General features: G+C 62.6%; 13 protein-coding genes and 1 pseudogene. 1 reads left to right on the top strand and 13 read right to left on the bottom strand.

What is annotated here, in order from left to right; all coding sequences use genetic code 11:
* Positions 1–2: 2 nt before the first annotated feature.
* The 3 genes from QRN70_RS02510 to argH all read right to left on the bottom strand — a co-directional run bounded on the left by QRN70_RS02510 (position 3) and on the right by argH (position 3,262).
* Positions 3–767, bottom strand: a complete 765-nt coding sequence (locus tag QRN70_RS02510) for an amino acid ABC transporter ATP-binding protein (protein ID WP_285415643.1) — start codon at positions 765–767, stop codon at positions 3–5.
* A 10-nt stretch (positions 768–777) separates the two neighbouring features.
* Positions 778–1,656, bottom strand: a complete 879-nt coding sequence (locus tag QRN70_RS02505; protein ID WP_285415642.1) for an amino acid ABC transporter permease — start codon at positions 1,654–1,656, stop codon at positions 778–780.
* A gap of 178 nt (positions 1,657–1,834) precedes the next feature.
* Complete coding sequence (gene argH / locus QRN70_RS02500; protein ID WP_285415641.1) at positions 1,835–3,262, bottom strand: argininosuccinate lyase; 1,428 nt, start codon at positions 3,260–3,262, stop codon at positions 1,835–1,837.
* Between the two features lie 297 nt (positions 3,263–3,559).
* Between argH and QRN70_RS02495 the strand changes: the two genes are divergently transcribed.
* Positions 3,560–4,525, top strand: coding sequence for a LysR family transcriptional regulator (locus QRN70_RS02495; RefSeq protein WP_285415640.1), 966 nt, complete (start codon positions 3,560–3,562; stop codon positions 4,523–4,525).
* Positions 4,526–4,527: 2 nt separating this feature from the next.
* On the opposite strand, the gene QRN70_RS02490 is transcribed toward QRN70_RS02495, so the two are convergent.
* The 10 genes and pseudogenes from QRN70_RS02490 to arnB form a co-directional block, all read right to left on the bottom strand.
* Positions 4,528–5,046 carry a GNAT family N-acetyltransferase gene (locus QRN70_RS02490; RefSeq protein ID WP_285415639.1) on the bottom strand — a complete coding sequence of 173 codons (519 nt, stop codon included), beginning with the start codon at positions 5,044–5,046 and terminating at the stop codon, positions 4,528–4,530.
* Between the two features lie 80 nt (positions 5,047–5,126).
* The gene (locus QRN70_RS02485; RefSeq protein WP_285415638.1) at positions 5,127–6,725 is read right to left on the bottom strand and encodes an ArnT family glycosyltransferase; all 1,599 of its coding nucleotides are present in this window, start codon (positions 6,723–6,725) and stop codon (positions 5,127–5,129) included.
* Positions 6,720–8,101, bottom strand: a pseudogene (locus tag QRN70_RS02480) (UDP-glucose dehydrogenase family protein); the annotation flags it as partial. The gene QRN70_RS02485 and the pseudogene QRN70_RS02480, both read right to left, overlap by 6 nt.
* Entirely contained in the window at positions 8,098–8,511 is a 414-nt protein-coding gene (arnF, locus tag QRN70_RS02475) for a 4-amino-4-deoxy-L-arabinose-phosphoundecaprenol flippase subunit ArnF (protein WP_285415636.1), read from the bottom strand. The pseudogene QRN70_RS02480 and the gene arnF, both read right to left, overlap by 4 nt.
* A complete protein-coding gene (gene arnE, locus QRN70_RS02470; protein WP_285415635.1) occupies positions 8,508–8,852 on the bottom strand; it encodes a 4-amino-4-deoxy-L-arabinose-phosphoundecaprenol flippase subunit ArnE in 345 nt (114 codons plus the stop codon). Before arnE ends, arnF begins: the two co-directional genes overlap by 4 nt.
* Positions 8,849–10,498, bottom strand: a complete 1,650-nt coding sequence (gene arnT, locus QRN70_RS02465) for a lipid IV(A) 4-amino-4-deoxy-L-arabinosyltransferase (protein WP_285415634.1) — start codon at positions 10,496–10,498, stop codon at positions 8,849–8,851. Before arnT ends, arnE begins: the two co-directional genes overlap by 4 nt.
* Positions 10,495–11,379 carry a 4-deoxy-4-formamido-L-arabinose-phosphoundecaprenol deformylase gene (gene arnD, locus QRN70_RS02460; RefSeq protein ID WP_285415633.1) on the bottom strand — a complete coding sequence of 295 codons (885 nt, stop codon included), beginning with the start codon at positions 11,377–11,379 and terminating at the stop codon, positions 10,495–10,497. The genes arnT and arnD overlap by 4 nt, the downstream gene beginning before the upstream one ends.
* Positions 11,379–13,370, bottom strand: coding sequence for a bifunctional UDP-4-amino-4-deoxy-L-arabinose formyltransferase/UDP-glucuronic acid oxidase ArnA (gene arnA, locus QRN70_RS02455; RefSeq protein WP_285415632.1), 1,992 nt, complete (start codon positions 13,368–13,370; stop codon positions 11,379–11,381). Before arnA ends, arnD begins: the two co-directional genes overlap by 1 nt.
* Entirely contained in the window at positions 13,367–14,401 is a 1,035-nt protein-coding gene (gene arnC / locus QRN70_RS02450; RefSeq protein WP_285415631.1) for an undecaprenyl-phosphate 4-deoxy-4-formamido-L-arabinose transferase, read from the bottom strand. The genes arnA and arnC overlap by 4 nt, the downstream gene beginning before the upstream one ends.
* Positions 14,398–15,546: a UDP-4-amino-4-deoxy-L-arabinose aminotransferase gene (arnB, locus tag QRN70_RS02445; protein ID WP_285415630.1), complete on the bottom strand. Its 1,149-nt coding sequence runs from the start codon at positions 15,544–15,546 to the stop codon at positions 14,398–14,400. Before arnB ends, arnC begins: the two co-directional genes overlap by 4 nt.
* Positions 15,547–15,766: the final 220 nt, after the last annotated feature.

Below are 15,766 nucleotides of genomic sequence, written 5' to 3'. Positions count from 1 at the left end.
CCTCAGGTTCGAACGGCAGAAATGAAGCTTTGGGTGCGCGGGTTTTGCGGACTTATTAGTATTTCTTCGGGGCTTCCAGCCTCCACGATCTGCCCGCCGTCCATGAACACCATGCGGTTGGAAACCTCCCGGGCGAAGCCCAGTTCATGGGTGACGACGATCATGGTCATGCCGGTCTGCGCCAGGTCGCGCATCACCGACAGCACCTCACCGACCAGTTCCGGGTCGAGTGCCGAAGTAGGTTCATCGAACAGCATCAGCTTCGGTCGCATGGCCAGCGCGCGGGCGATGGCCACCCGTTGCTGCTGACCGCCGGAGAGTTCGATGGGGTAGCTGTTGCACTTGTCGGCGAGACCGACCCGGGCCAGCAGTTCCAGGGCTTCTTCGTGCGCCTCCTTGGGCGAGCGCTTGAGCACCTGGCACGGGCCTTCAATGATGTTTTGCAGCACGGTCATATGCGGGAACAGATTGAAGCGCTGGAACACCATGCCGGTGGCCAAGCGCTGGCGGGCAATCTGCGATTCGTTGAGTTCGTGCAGTTTGTTGCCGACCACGCGGTAACCGACGAGCTCGCCGTCGACCCACAGGCCACCCTTGTCGATCTTCTCCAACTGGTTCACGCAGCGCAGCAGGGTGCTCTTGCCCGAGCCGGACGGGCCGATGATGCACAGCACTTCGCCTTGCTCGACTTCGATGTTGATGTCCCTGAGCGCGTGGTACTGGTCGTAATACTTGTTCAGGCTGACGGCCTTGACGATGCTTCTCATGTTCGACTCCTCAAGAACGCTTGCCGGCGCCGCGAGCGAAACGACGCTCCAGGCGGCTCTGACCGAAGGACAGCACGGTGACGGTGGCCAGGTACCAGATGCCAGCGACGATCAGCAATTCCATGACCCGGGCGTTGGCGTAGTAGATGTTCTGCGCGTTGTAGAGCAGTTCCGAGTACTGGATCACGCTCGCCAGGGAGGTCATCTTGACCATGCCGATGAATTCGTTGCCGACCGGCGGAATGATGATGCGCATGGCCTGCGGCAGGATGATCCGCCGCAATGCTTGCAGGCGCGGCATGCCGATCGACTTGGCGGCTTCATACTGGCCGGTGTCCACCGAGAGCAGGCCGGCGCGCACCACTTCGGCGGTATAGGCGCCCTGGTTGATGCTCAGCCCCAGCAACGCAGCCACGAACGGTGTCATCAGGCTGACGGTGTCGAGTTCGAACAGCCCGGGAATACCGATGGTGGGGAAGATCAGCGCCAGGTTGAACCACAGCAGCAATTGCAGGATCAGCGGCGTACCGCGGAACAGCCAGGTGTAGGTCACGGCCACGTAGCGCAGGATCGGGTTGGCCGACATGCGCATGATCGCGGTGATCACCCCGAAGACAATGCCCAGCGCCATCGCCAGCACGGCCATGACGATGGTGTTGAACAGGCCCCACATGATCGCCTGGGAGGTGAGGAACTGGCCGATGTACGACCATTCGATCTTGCCTTCGGCGAAAGCGCGCACCAGGCCGAGGATGGCGATGACGATCAGCGTGGCGAAGAAAATCCGCCCGTAATAGCGCCGTGGCACATGCTGGTACTGGGTGATGTCGAACTGGTTTTCCGCCAGTTTGCGCTCCGCCTGGAGACGTTCTGCCTGGGTCTGGCTCATGGTGTTTCTCCGAACTGTACTTTCAAATCCAACACGATCACTGTGGGAGCGAGCCTGCTCCGGGCGGCGTTCCGACGAATAGGCCGTGTCAGGCGACATCGAGGTTGAATGACACACCGCATTCGTCGGAACGCCCCCCGGAGCTAGCTCGCTGCCACAACGTTATGTGCCATGGCCGTTAGAGGCGGAAGCCCTGGTAGTTTTCGGTCCACTGTTGCTGCGCGGCGAGGGCGGTTTTCAGGCGGCCGATCTGCTCGCGCACTTGTTGCGGCGCGGTGCCGCCCCAACCGCTGCGGGCAGCGATGGCGGCTTCCAGGGTGAGGCTGTCGCGCACATCTGCGGTCAGGCGTGCATCGATCTCGGCCAGCAGCGCCGGCGAGGCTTGCCATAATTCGATGCCATGCCTTTCACAGGCCTGCACCAACGCGCCGGTGATCTCGTGGGCTTCCTTGAACGGCACGCCGCGCACCGCCAGCCAGTCGGCGACCTCGGTGGCGAGGGTGAAACCCAGCGGCGCCTGACGCCGCAGCTCTTCAACATTGACGCGCATGGTCGCGACCATGCCGGCCATCGCCGGCAGCACCAGCAGCAGGGTGTCGACGCTGTCGAGCACGCCGTGCTTGTCTTCGCTGAGGTCGCGGTTGTACGACAGCGGCAGGGATTTGAGGGTGGAGAGCAAACCGGTCAGGTTGCCGATCAGACGGCCAGCCTTGCCCCGGGCCAGTTCGGCGATGTCGGGGTTTTTCTTCTGCGGCATGATCGAGCTGCCGGTGGCATAGGCGTCGTCCAGGTCCACCCAGCGGAACTGGCGCGACGACCACAGGCAGAACTCTTCGGCCAGGCGCGAGATGTTGATCCCGAGCATGCTGGCGATGAACAGGAATTCGGCGACGTGGTCGCGGCTGGCCACCGCATCGATGGAGTTCTCGCAGACCCCGGCGTAGCCCATTTCCCTGGCCGACTGTTGCGGCTGGCGGACGATGGCGGAACCGGCCATGGCGGCGGCACCGAGTGGCGACAGCGCGGTGCGCGCGTCCCAGTCCACCAGCCGTTGCACGTCACGCAGCATCGATTGCGCGTGCGCCAGCAGGTGATGGGCGAACACGATAGGTTGCGCCTGCTGCAAGTGGGTGAAACCGGGGCAGATGCTGTCGATGTGCTGCTCGGCCTGGCCCACCAGTGCCTGCTGCAGGGCCAGCACTTCCACCGCCAGGGTGCGCACATGGTCGCGCAGAAACAGACGCAGGTCGTTGGCGGTCTGGTCGTTGCGCGAGCGGCCGGCGCGCAGCTTGCCGCCCAGCGCGCCGAGGCGTTCGGTGAGCAGGCGCTCGATGAAGGTGTGCACGTCTTCATCGTCCAGCGTCGGGGCAATACGCCCGGCGGCGAAATCGACGCCGATGCCGTCCAGGGCTTCGATCATCGTGCGGGTTTCCTGCTCGTCCAGCAGACCGGCACGCAGCAGTTCGCCGGCATGGGCCTTGGACCCGGCGAGGTCGTACGGGGTGAGGCGGAAATAGCGCTCGGGGCAACGCGACAGGGCCGCCAGGGCGGCGGAAGGGCCGCTTTTGAAACGGGCGCCCCAGAGACGGTCGGTGGTTTGAGACATTGGTTGTTTTCCTCGTCGGTAACGCGAACTGAAATCGGGTGCATGGCCTGCACAAACCGCCTGAAAAATCAGTGCGCGGACTCAGGCCAAAGCAGTTTTCAAGAGGGCAGTTGCAATGTCGCGAGAGCTGATCGAAGTGTCAGCTTTTGATGTTTCGAGATCAGTGTCATGGCACTGATGTTCTGGATTTTGTGGCAGTTGCCAAGCCTTGTTTTCTGTGTTCATTATTATTGGTCGGCGATGTTTTTGTTGTTGGACACAGATTGTTGAACATTGCGCCAGAGGTAAATCAGCATTATGGAAACCCCACTTTCCAATTCCGGAAACCCGCCGCCGAAAACGGTGCAGCGCGCCCCGTTGGCCCTCAGCGGACTGGACTTCAAACTGCTCAAGGTGTTCAAAGCGGTGGTCGAGGCGGGCGGTTTCAGCGCCGCGCAGAACGAGCTGAATGTGGGCCTGGCAGCCATCAGCAAACAGATTTCCGACCTGGAAATCCGTATCGGCATGCGCTTGTGCACGCGTGGTCGGGAGGGCTTTCACCTGACCGAAGAAGGGCGTCTGGTGTATCAGGCGTCAATTGATCTATTTGCTTCTGTCGACAACTTTCGAGATCGGCTTAGTTCTGCGCAGAATGAACTTATCGGCGACCTTGGTGTGGGTGTAATTGATAATACGATCAGTGATGCCAATTCACCGTTAGTTGCAGCGTTAAGGCACTTGAATGAACATTCACCAAAAGTAAGGTTTCAACTTCAAGCGTCACAACTGGATGAAGTTGAGCGCGGCGTAGTTGAGGGGCGCCTGGTGGCTGGGATTGTTCCGGTTTATCAACGTCGCGAGGAGTTTGACTATTACCCGCTGTATGAAGAATGCTCGCAAGTCTACTGCGCCGTCGGCCATCCGTTGTTCACCCTGCCCGAAGCGCAAATGAGCGGCAATGTGCTGCAGGACTATGAGTGCGTCAACCACCGCTACGCGATCCACCGGGACAAGCTCAACTACGCGCGCTACGACAGTTTTTCCGCGTCCGCGACCCAGGTCGAAGCGGTGGCACTGTTGATCAAGACCGGGCGCTTCGTCGGGTTCCTGCCTCAGCATTACGCCGCCCCACTGGTCGCGGCGGGAGAGTTTCGCGCGGTGTTGCCGGAGCGGATCAACATCGTCACGCCGTTCAGTCTGATCCTGCGGCACAACACGGTGCGCAGTCCGCTGGTCAAGGCGTTCGCCCAGGCCCTGGGCGTCGATCTGAAGGCACCGGCGTGACGTCAGGCGAGCGCCAGGCGCATCGCGCAACGGCGTGCGCGGGGCAATCCGTGGCGGGTTTCGTTATCCAGCACTGCGCGCAAATAGGCGTCGGTTTGTTGCGTCGTCAACAGTGAAAAGCCCAGGCGTTGATAAAACGGCGCATTCCACGGCAGGTCGCGAAAGGTAGTCAGGGTGATGGCCTGGAGTTGTGCGTGGCGTGCCTGTTCTATCGCCGCCAACAGTAACTTGCGACCGATGCCGCGCCCCTGCCAATGTTGGCTGACCGAAAGTTCTTCGATATGCAGTTGGTTGTCGACCGGCACCGCTCTTAGAAACCCGGCAAGTTGCTGTTGTGCAACCTCTGCGACCCATACCGTGGCTTCGCGGATGGCCTGCGCATGTTGCGCTGCATCGGGCACCGCCGAGTCCGCCAGCCAGGCCAGTTGTGGATCAAGACGAAACAGTTGCGCGGCGGACTGTTCGATGGCGGGCAGGTGCGGGGCATCGGCTTCACGGGCGCGCCGAACAACAATGGTCATGCTGAGAAAAATCCCTGTGCGGCAGCCGCAGGCTACGATCTTCTTGAAGAAAAGCTAAAGATCGCAGCCTTGGCCGACAGCTACAAGGGCTTGAGATAGAGCAGGACGTAGTCGTTCTTGTCGAAGCGTCCGCTCAGCAGCGGTTGCAGGCCGGCCAGTGCCGTGCCTTGCAGCGATTGCAGGTCCTTGCTGTCCATCATCAGCCAGGCCGGGCCTTTGAGCGCCTCGAGTTGTTGCACCGACTCGGTGAACTGCGGTTGCAGGTCCTGCTCGATGTTGACCATGAACTTGATCGCCTTGGCGTCCTTGCCCATGCCGTGCAGTACCAGCGGGGCCGGGTTCTGTTGCACCCGGGCGAACGCCGCACGACTGAAATCGCGGGTGTCGTACAGCCGACGCTCGACGGGCTCGAACACCGCCGCGTAGACCGTCCACAACGCCAGCACGGCGCTCAGCGCCAACACTTCGGCACGCCGCCAGGGTCGCCACAGCCGCGACAACGCCAGCACTTGCAGAACACCCAGCACGATCAGCACTGGCAGCACACCGCCGAGCAACTGCGCAAATTTGTGCCGGGCCACCAGCAAGGCAATCAGCAACACGCCAGGCGTGAGCAACCACAGACCCTGAATGATCCCGCGCAACCAGGCGAATACCCGCCCGTGCGCGACCTGGAACGGATACGCGGCAATGATCGCCGCCATCGGCAGCATCGGCAGCAGATAACGCGCCTTCTTCGCCTGCGGAATCGACAGGCCGACCATCACGATCAACCCGGCGGCCGCGCAGTATTGCACCAGACGCAATGCCGGCCCGCGCTGCTGCGGTTTGCTCAACCAGGCGGCCGCCAGCACGAGAATGGCCAACGGATAGGCCAGCGCGTAATTGCCCAGGGAACTGGTGAAGTAATACAGCGAACCGCTGACGCCTTCGCTGCCGTCCATGCGCCCCATGAATTGCATGCGGATCACGTCCTGCAGGAACGCCTCGCCACCGCTGGCCTTCGCCAGCCACAACAGCAGACCGACGCACGCGGCGAGCAGCAGCGCTGCCAGGACGCCGAACACCCACAGCCGTGCCCACTGCCGATTGAGCAGGTAGTAGCTGCACAGCATGCCGGTCGGCACCACCAGGCCGATCGGCCCGCGAATGCCGAAACCGAGCAACAACAGGACAAACATCAGCCACCAGCGTCGACCCGCGCCGAAGTGGTCGCGCGCGTAACCCAGGTAGAACACCGACAGCGCCACGGCGGCCAGCATCAAGTCCTGCGATACCGCCCGCACTTCAGTGACGAACGTGCTGGTGAGCAGCAGCAAGGCAATGCTCAGCCAGGCCCAGCGCCGCGAATGCACCGCTAGCAGGCGGTACATCAATGTCACGATCACCGCGCCGGCGATGGCGCTGGGCAACCATGCGGTCAGGGTGTTGACTGCACCGAACGGTAACGACAATAGCCAGATCAACAGCGTCGACAGCGCCGAGTAGTCGGCGTACGGCTCACCGTAGGTGGTCGGAAACACGGTCGGCCCATGCCTGAGCATTTCCTGGGCAAACAGGAAGAAGCGTGAATCGAAGCCAATGGGCGCCTGGCCGTAGACCCCGGCAACAAACAACAGCAGTGCCAGCAGCCCGGCGATCAGGGACTGCCGGCGGATGGCCGGCGACAACGTAATCAAGCGACGTCCGCGGTGCTGGACCATTGCTGCAGCGGGATCGGCAGTCTGCGCGAATCGCCACGGCCGATCGGGAAGTATTTGAAGCCGTTGCGCGCCAGGCGATCGGCGTCGTACAGGTTGCGGCCGTCGAAGATCACCGGGGCTTTGAGGCGTTGTTCGATCAAGTCGAAGTCCGGCGCCTTGAACTGTTGCCATTCGGTGCAGATGATCAGGGCCTCGGCGCCGGACAGCACCGATTCCGGCGTGCCCATCAGCATCAGCTTTTCTTCGTTCGGATACAGGCGCTGGGTTTCCTGCATGGCCTCCGGGTCGAATGCGCGGACATTGGCGCCAGCGGCGAACAGCGCGTCGAGCAGCACACGGCTCGGCGCATCGCGCATGTCATCGGTGTTCGGCTTGAACGCCAGGCCCCAGAGGGCGAAGGTCTTGCCACGCAGATCGCCCTGGTAGAACGCATTGATACGCTCGAACAGCTTGTGCTTCTGGCGCTGGTTGATCGCTTCCACGGCTTGCAGCAGGTCACTGGAGCAATGGGCCTGTTCGGCACTGTGGATCAGCGCGCGCATGTCCTTGGGGAAGCACGAACCGCCGTAGCCGCAGCCCGGGTAGATGAAGTGATAACCGATGCGCGTGTCGGCGCCGATGCCCTGGCGCACCGATTCGATGTCGGCGCCCAGGTGTTCGGCCAGTTCGGCGATCTGGTTGATGAAGCTGATCTTGGTCGCCAGCATGCAGTTGGCGGCGTATTTGGTCAGCTCGGCGCTGCGCAGGTCCATGAACATGATGCGGTCATGGTTGCGGTTGAACGGCGAATACAGATCGCGCATGACGTCCTGCACTTCGTCACCCTCGCAGCCGATGACGATGCGATCCGGGCGCCGGCAATCGGCGACGGCCGAGCCCTCCTTGAGGAATTCCGGGTTGGAGACGATATCGAACTGCAGGTGGCGCCCGGCCTTGTCCAGCGCCGCCTGAATGTGCGCGCGCAGGGTGTCGCCGGTGCCGACCGGTACGGTAGATTTTTCCACCAGGATCAGCGGCTGTTCGCGATGCCGGGCGACCGCATCGCCCACCGACAGCACGTATTTCAGATCGGCCGAGCCGTCTTCGCTGGACGGCGTACCCACGGCAATGAAAGCCACCCGGCCGTGTTGCACGGCGAGTTTTTCATCGGCGGTGAAGTGCAGGCGCCCGGCCTCCAGGCCCTCGCGCACCAGGCTCGCAAGGCCCGGTTCGAAGATGCTGACGTGCCCCTGGCGCAGCAGCTCGACTTTCTTTTCGTCGATATCCATGCACACGACGTCATGACCGACTTCCGCCAGCACCGCGGCTTGGACCAGGCCGACGTAACCGCTGCCAAATACTGTGATTTTCATGGAGCACTCCTGAATTCGGGCGCACGAGCCGGACGAGTGTTGATAGTGATGACCCCGAGCATGACCAGCGCCACGCCCAGCGATTTAGTGAAACTGAAGGATTCGTTGAACAGCGGCAGACTGGCCGCCAGCAGATAGACCAGGGCGTAGCTGATGCTCAGCAGCGAGTAGGCGCGCCCCAGCGGCAGATCGCGCAGGGCGACGAGCCAGCAGAGCATCGACAGCGCATAGGCGACGATCGCCGCGAACACCACGCTCAGCGCCGCCAGATCGACACTGCCGCTGCCGAGGGCAGCCAGCCATTGTTGCGGTTGCGGCAGGCGCGTCATGCTCCAGCGCATGCCCAGTTGGGCGGCACTGACCAGCATCACGCTGCCGAGGGCGAAAACGATGCCACGGGCCTGACTCATGATTGTTGCCCCAGCAGCACCACGCCGCCGATCACCAGCGCCACGCCCAGCCAGTGGCGGCGGTCGATCGTTTCGTGGAAAACAAAACGGGCGATCAGCGTGATCAGCACGAAGTTGAGGCTGAGCATCGGGTAGGCAATGCCGACTTCCAGACGCTGCAACACCAGCAACCAGACCAGCAGGCCGCAACCGAGCGCGACGAGCGCCAGCCACAGCCATGGCGAGCGCAGCTTGGCGGTCCAGGACGAATCGCCACCGCGCCAGCTCTCCACGGCATACTTTTGCGCGACCTGGCCCAGGCAAGTCAGCAGACAGGCCGTCAATAACAGAATCCAGCTCATGACGGATCCTTGGGCAGGATCATGATCACCAGATTGCCCTGCTCGTAGCGGGTGCCGTCCTTGGGCAGCAGATCGACCTCATGCAACTCGTCGTCGCCCTTGACGCGCATGACCACGCCGACCGAACCACTGCGCCGGGCATCGCGTACCCATTGCTGCACCTGGTCGGTGGTGATGCGCTGCGCGGCGCCTTCGGGATAGCTCAGGCCATATTTCAGCTCGCCGACGGTGTTGTACAACGCAACCTTGGGTTGCTGCATGCGCCAGGCCAGTGCCGCGGCGGCGCCGAGGTCGTTACTCAGCAGGTGGGTGGTGGCGGCCAGTTCGGCGGCGTGATGCAGAATGAACTGATCCGGGGTTTTGTTGGCCACCACCGATTGCGGCAGCGCGGCCGGCAGTACCCCGGCCAGCAGCAGGCTGCCCAGCGCTGGCGCCGCCCAGCACTGCAACGGCAGGAAGGCTTGCGCCAGGTTGGCAATGATCCAGCCGATCAGGGCAATGAACACCAGTACCAGGCTGTGCAGTTCATGGTCATACAGCGGCTTTTTCACCTGCAGGTACACCAGTGCGATCAGCACCACCACGCCAAGTACCAGGTTGAGCAGGCCATTGACGCCCAGCGCACGGCCGTGTTCCAGGCGCAGCCGGTCAGTCAGCGCATTGCCCAGCAACAAGGCCAGCGGCAGCAGGCACGGCAGGATGTAGGTCGGCAGCTTGCCGTTGCTCAGGCTGAAAAACAGCAGCGGCATCAGCAGCCACAGCAGCACAAACGCGATGCCGGGATGGCGGCGCGACTGCCAGGCCTGTTTGACCGCGGGCGGCAACATGCCCACCCACGGCAGGCTGAACCCGACCAGCAGCGGCAGGTAGTACCACCACGGCGCATCGTGCTGGGCATCGTCGCCGGCAAATCGACGGATGTGTTCATGCCAGAAGAAGAACCGCCAGTAGTCCGGCTCCTGCGCATGCACCGCGAGCACCCACGGCAGGCTGACCACAATCGCCACGACAATCGCCACCGGGCCGAACAGCAGCAACTCGCGCCAGCGCTTCTGCCAGAGCATCCACGGCAGCGCAATCAGCACCGGCAGCGCCCAGGCGAGAAAACCCTTGGTCATGAACCCCATGCCACAGGCCAGGCCCAACACAGCCCAGCCCGCCAGGCGCTGACCGTTGCGACGACTGTCGAGGGCAAACCACAGAGCTACCAGGCTCAGGTTGACCCAGAAGGTGAATTGCGGATCGAGGTTGGCGTAGCCGGCCTGACCGGCGATCACGGTGAAACTCATGTAGAGCAGGGCGCAGACGAAGCTCTTTCGCGGCTCGTTCCACAACCGCCGGGCCACCAGGAAGCACAACAGCATGCTCAGCACGGTGCTCAGCGCCGAAGCGAAACGCACGCCGAACAGGTTCTGCCCGAACAGTTGCTGGCCGAGGGCGATCATCCAGTAGCCGGCCACCGGTTTTTCGAAGTACCGCAGGCCCATGAAATGCGGCGATACCCAGTTGCCGCTCAGCAGCATGTCCTGGCTGATCTGCGCGTAACGGGTTTCGTCGGGAATCCACAAGCCGTGAGTACCCAGCGGCAGCAGGTAAGCCAACAGGCAAATGCCTACCAGCAGCGGTAGTGCCCAGCGTTTGCTCATGCGCCTTGCACTCCCAGCCAGCCTTCACGTCCCTCCAGTGCGCCGCGTTGTACGCGCCCCACCGGCAAGGTATTGAAGAACTCGGGCAGCAACGCGCCCAGTGGTTGGAACTCGATGTGGCGCTGGCGGGCATCGGCCAGCAATTGACGAAAATCCTGAGCCATCAGAATCCCTTCTACTTCGGCATGAATGGTGTAGACGTTCAGTGCTTGCGCACGGAAGCGGTCGAGGATGAAGGCGTTGAAGTCCCTGGCCGCGACCTGCGGACCGACCACCTCGTCAAAGGTCGGCAGGTCCACCGGAATCTGCGGCGTCCCCGGCGTGCCATCGGCGAGCAACGGACGAAACAGGCTGTGCCCGCGGCAGTCGCTGTTGTAGCGAAAGCCGAAGGCCTGCTTGGCCTCGATCACACGTTCGTCGGCGCGCCAACCGGCGGCGGCCGAGCACTCGATCTTCGCGCCGAGAATATCGCTGAGGGTGTCGACCCCGCGGCGGATCTGCTCGATCAGCTGCGCCTCGCTCCAGCGCCCGGTATTGGCCTGCCAGCCGTGGTGATCCCAGGCGTGCAGGCCAACCTCATGGCCGGCGTCCCGGGCCTGACGCATCAGGTGTCCGAGATCCCGGCCAATCGGCTTGCCCGGCCAGGCGGTGCCGGCCAGCAGAATGTCCCAGCCATACAGGCCGGCGGCGTTGGAACGGAGCATTTTCCAGAGGAACTGCGGGCGGATCAGGCGCCACAGATGCCGGCCCATGTTGTCCGGGCCGACACTGAAGAAGAACGTTGCCTTGACCTGCGCCTCGTCGAGCATTTCGAGCAACCGCGGTACCCCTTCACGGGTCCCGCGGTAGGTGTCGACATCGATACGAAGGCCTGCCTGCATCAACGCTTGTCCGCGATTTCGAGCATGGCTTCACGCAGGAAGAAGTCCAGCGTGTTGCCGATGGTCTCGCGCATTTCCACGGTCGGCTCCCAGTTCAGCAGGCGCTTGGCGTTGGCGATGCTTGGCTTGCGGTGCTCCACGTCCTGGTAACCGGCGCCGTAGAACGCCTTGCTTTCGACGTCGCGGAACCCGGCGAACGGTGGGAAGTTGTGGCGCAGCGGGTGCGCCTCGAACTGACGCAGCAGCTCTTCGCCCAACTGGCGGATGCTGGCTTCGTTGTCCGGGTTGCCGATGTTGATGATCTGGCCGTTGCACACGTCATTTTCGTTGTCGATGATGCGTGCCAGCGCCTCGACGCCGTCGGCGATGTCGGTGAAGCAACGCTTCTGCTCGCCACCGTCGAACAGGCGAATCGGCGTGCCTTCGACCAGGTTGAGGATCAACTGGGTGATGGCACGGGAGCTGCCGATCCGGGCCGAATCGAGACGGTCCAGGCGCGGGCCCATCCAGTTGAACGGACGGAACAGGGTGAAGTTCAGGCCCTTGGCGCCGTAGGCCCAGATCACCCGGTCCAGCAGTTGCTTGGAGACCGAGTAGATCCAGCGCTGCTTGTTGATCGGCCCGACGACCAGGTTCGAGCTGTCTTCGTCGAAGTTCTTGTCCTGGCACATGCCATAGACTTCCGACGTCGACGGGAAGATCACGCGCTTGTTGTACTTGACGCAGTAGCGCACCAGCTTGAGGTTTTCCTCGAAGTCCAGCTCGAACACACGCAGCGGGTTGCGGGTGTATTCGATCGGGGTGGCGATGGCCACCAGCGGTAGGACCACGTCGCACTTCTTGATGTGGTACTCGATCCACTCGGAGTGAATGCTGATATCGCCTTCGACGAAGTGGAAGTTGGGGTGGCTGCGCAGGCGGTCGATGGCGTCGGAGCCGATGTCCAGGCCATAGACCTCGTAGCGGTCGTCACGCAGCAGGCGCTCGGAGAGGTGGTTACCGATGAAGCCGTTGACGCCGAGGATCAGTACGCGGGTGCGACGTGGCGCGCGGCCGGATTCGGCACCGCGCAGCAGCGAGCCGTCGACCAGGCCCAGTTCGTTGGCCAGTTGCGGGCCGCTGAGGTACAGACCGTTGTCGTTGCGCTGCCCGGCGTTGATCACCAGCGAGTCTTCACCGCAGGCGATGCGCAGCGGATCGACGCTGATGACCCGGCCCGGGGCCTGGCCTTCGTTGCCCTTGACGACTTCGGCGCTCCACACGATCAGCTTGTGTTCGCCCACGGCGCAGAAGGCCCCCGGATAAGGCTGGGTCACGGCGCGCACCAGGTTGAACAGCTGCTCGGCCGGTCTGGCCCAGACCAGTTTGCCGTCCGCCGCGGTACGACGGCCGAAGACGCTGGCCTTGGACTCGTCCTGCGGGGTTTCGCTGATCTTGCCTTGCAGCATGTTCGGCAGGGTGTCGCGCAGCAGGTCGCTGGCGGCGGTACGCAGCTTGGCATGCAGGCTCAGGCCGGTGTCGCTGCGTTCGATGGCCACGCGTTGCTGGGCGACGATGGCGCCGGCATCGGCGCGCTTGACCATGCGATGCAGGGTGACGCCGGTTTCGGTTTCACCGTTGACCAGCACCCAGTTGGCCGGTGCGCGACCACGGTAGCGCGGCAGCAACGAGCCATGCAGGTTGAACGCGCCTTTTTTCGCGGTGGCCAGCAGCGGCTCGCTCAGCAGGTTGCGGTAGTAGAAGGAGAAAATGTAGTCGGGGTCGAGCTTGGCGATGCGCTCGATCCACAACGGGTGGTTGGCGTCTTCCGGCGCATGCACCGGGATGCCCTTGTTCGCGCACAGTTGCGCCACCGAGGCGTAGAACGCGTTTTCCTTCGGATCATCGGCGTGAGTGAACACCGCTGCAATGTCGTAGCCGCTGTCGAGCAGGGCTTGAATGCCGGCGCAGCCAATATCGTGGTAGGCGAAGACAACAGTTTTTGCACTCATGAGAGAACCTGATCAGAAGTAGAGTTGTGATGGGGTGCAGAGGACAGACCATCGACGGTGACGGCAGGCGCCGGATCCGCCGGCTGGCTGCGCAGCACCTTTTCAATGAAAAAGCGTGGACGGGCGCGCACGTCGCTGTACATCCGGCCCAGGTATTCGCCGAGCAGACCCATGCCGATGAACTGCCCGCCGGTGAACACGAACAGCACGGCGAACAGCACGAACAGACCGTCACCGCCCCAATCGGCGCCGAGCGCGAGTCGCAATACGATCAACACGAACGCGAACAGCAGGCCGAGTGCGGCCATGGTGAAACCGACGATGCTCAGCAGGCGCAACGGTGTGGTGGTCATGCAGGTGATCAGGTCGAACATCAGATTGATCAGGCGCATCGGGCTGTACTTCGAATCACCGTGTTCCCGTTCGGCGTGGGCGACGACGATTTCCGTGGTGTGACGGGCGAAGCTGTTGGCCAGGATCGGAATGAACGTGCTGCGTTCGCGGCAGGCGAGCATTGCGTCGATGATCGTGCGGCGGTACGCGCGCAGCATGCAGCCGTAGTCGCTCATGGCGACGCCGGTGGAGCGTTGCACGGCGAGGTTGATCAGCTTCGACGGGTAGCGGCGCAGCGCCGAATCCTGACGATTGCCGCGCACGGTGCCGACCACGTCGTAACCTTTTTCCGCTTCGGCGACCAGGCGCGGGATTTCTTCCGGCGGATTCTGCAGGTCGGCGTCGAGGGTGATGACCACGTCGCCCTTGCATTGCTCGAAACCGGCCATGATCGCCGCGTGCTGGCCGTAGTTGCGGTTGAGGATCACCGCCACGAACGGGCTGTCGGGTGTCGCGGCGGCGTCTTCGAGCAACTGCGCCGAGCTGTCGCGGCTGCCGTCGTCGACCAGCACGATTTCATAGTCATGCTCGAGCTGCGCGCAGGCTGCAGCCGTGCGGCGCAGCAGCTCGGGCAGACTGTCCTCTTCGTTGTAGACCGGAATGACGATCGACACGCAATTGATTGGGTAAGGTCTCACAGGCGTTTGTCCATAAGGGTAGCGATGGCACCGACGACGCGATCAAGGTCGTGATCGGTCATGTCGGGAAACAACGGAATCGAGCATAGCCGCGCCGAGTTCCATTCGGTGTTGGGCAGGTACAGGTCGGGATCACGCTGGCGATACCAGGTGTGCAAGTGGGTGGCGATGAAATGGATACCGGTGCCGATGCCCTGATCCTGCAAGCCTTTCATGAACGTTTCGCGATCCATGCCGCAGCGTTCGCTGTCGATGCGCAGGATGAACAGATGCCAGGCGTGTTGCTGGGCATAGGCGGGCAGGGCCAGCGGTTGCACCGGCAGGCCTTCGAACTTTTGCAGGTAGCGGGTGGCCAACTCGGTGCGCCGGGCGTTGATTTCGTCCAGGCGCTGCAACTGCACCAGGGCAATCGCGGCGTTGATATCGGCCAGATTGTACTTGAAGCCGGGTTCGATCACCTGCGCCTGCGGCTTGCGGCCACCGGTGAGGCGGTCGTAGGCATCCACGCCCAGGCCATGGAACTTGAGCATGCGCACGCGATTGGCCAGCGCTTCGTCGTCGGTGACGAACATCGCGCCTTCGGCACAGGTCATGTTCTTGATCGCGTGGAACGAGAAGATCGCCGTGCCTTGCGAGCCGACGTGGCGCCCTTTGTAGCGGGTGCCCGCCGCGTGGGCGGCGTCTTCGATCACGGCGATGCCGTGCTTGGCGGCCAGGGCATACAGCGGATCGAGGTCAAACGCGGCGCCGGCGTAATGCACCGGGATAATCGCTTTGGTCCGTGGGGTGATGGCGGCTTCGATGCGTGCGGCGTCGGTCATCAGCGTGTCGCGGTCGACATCGACGAACACCGGCTTCGCCCCGATCAGGCTAATCATGTTGGCGGTGGACACCCAGGTTTGCGACGGCGTAATGACTTCGTCGCCCGGGCCGATGCCCAGGGCCAGCAATGTTATGTGCATGCCGCCAGTGGCCGAAGAAAGTGCCACGGCATGCCGGCAACCGACGTAGTGTGCGAACTGCTCTTCAAGTGCCTGGTTTTTCGGCCCGGTCGTGATCCAGCCCGAGCGCAGGACCTGCTCGACAGCTGCAATTTCTTCTTCGCCGATACTGGGGCGGGAGAAGGGGAGAAACGCCTGACTCATGGGCACCTCGTTGTGGAAAATGATGGACAGATCCCTCTGGCTTTTCATCGGATCCAATCCCAGAGTAGACGCAAAAAATGGTTTTGCATCAAGAAGTTGCCAAAACGACGTGACGTCGGAGGTTGGTTGACTTTTCAGGCGTTGCCCGGCAGGTTGGGGCGGTAACGACCGAGGATCTGAATCGGGCTCAAGGTTATGCTCGATTTTGTGAAAGGAATAT

The sequence above is a fragment of the Pseudomonas sp. efr-133-TYG-5 genome (genome assembly GCF_030209175.1).
GTDB lineage: Bacteria > Pseudomonadota > Gammaproteobacteria > Pseudomonadales > Pseudomonadaceae > Aquipseudomonas.
Note: the sequence above shows the minus strand (reverse complement) of the source record. Positions and strands in the feature narration are given on the sequence as shown.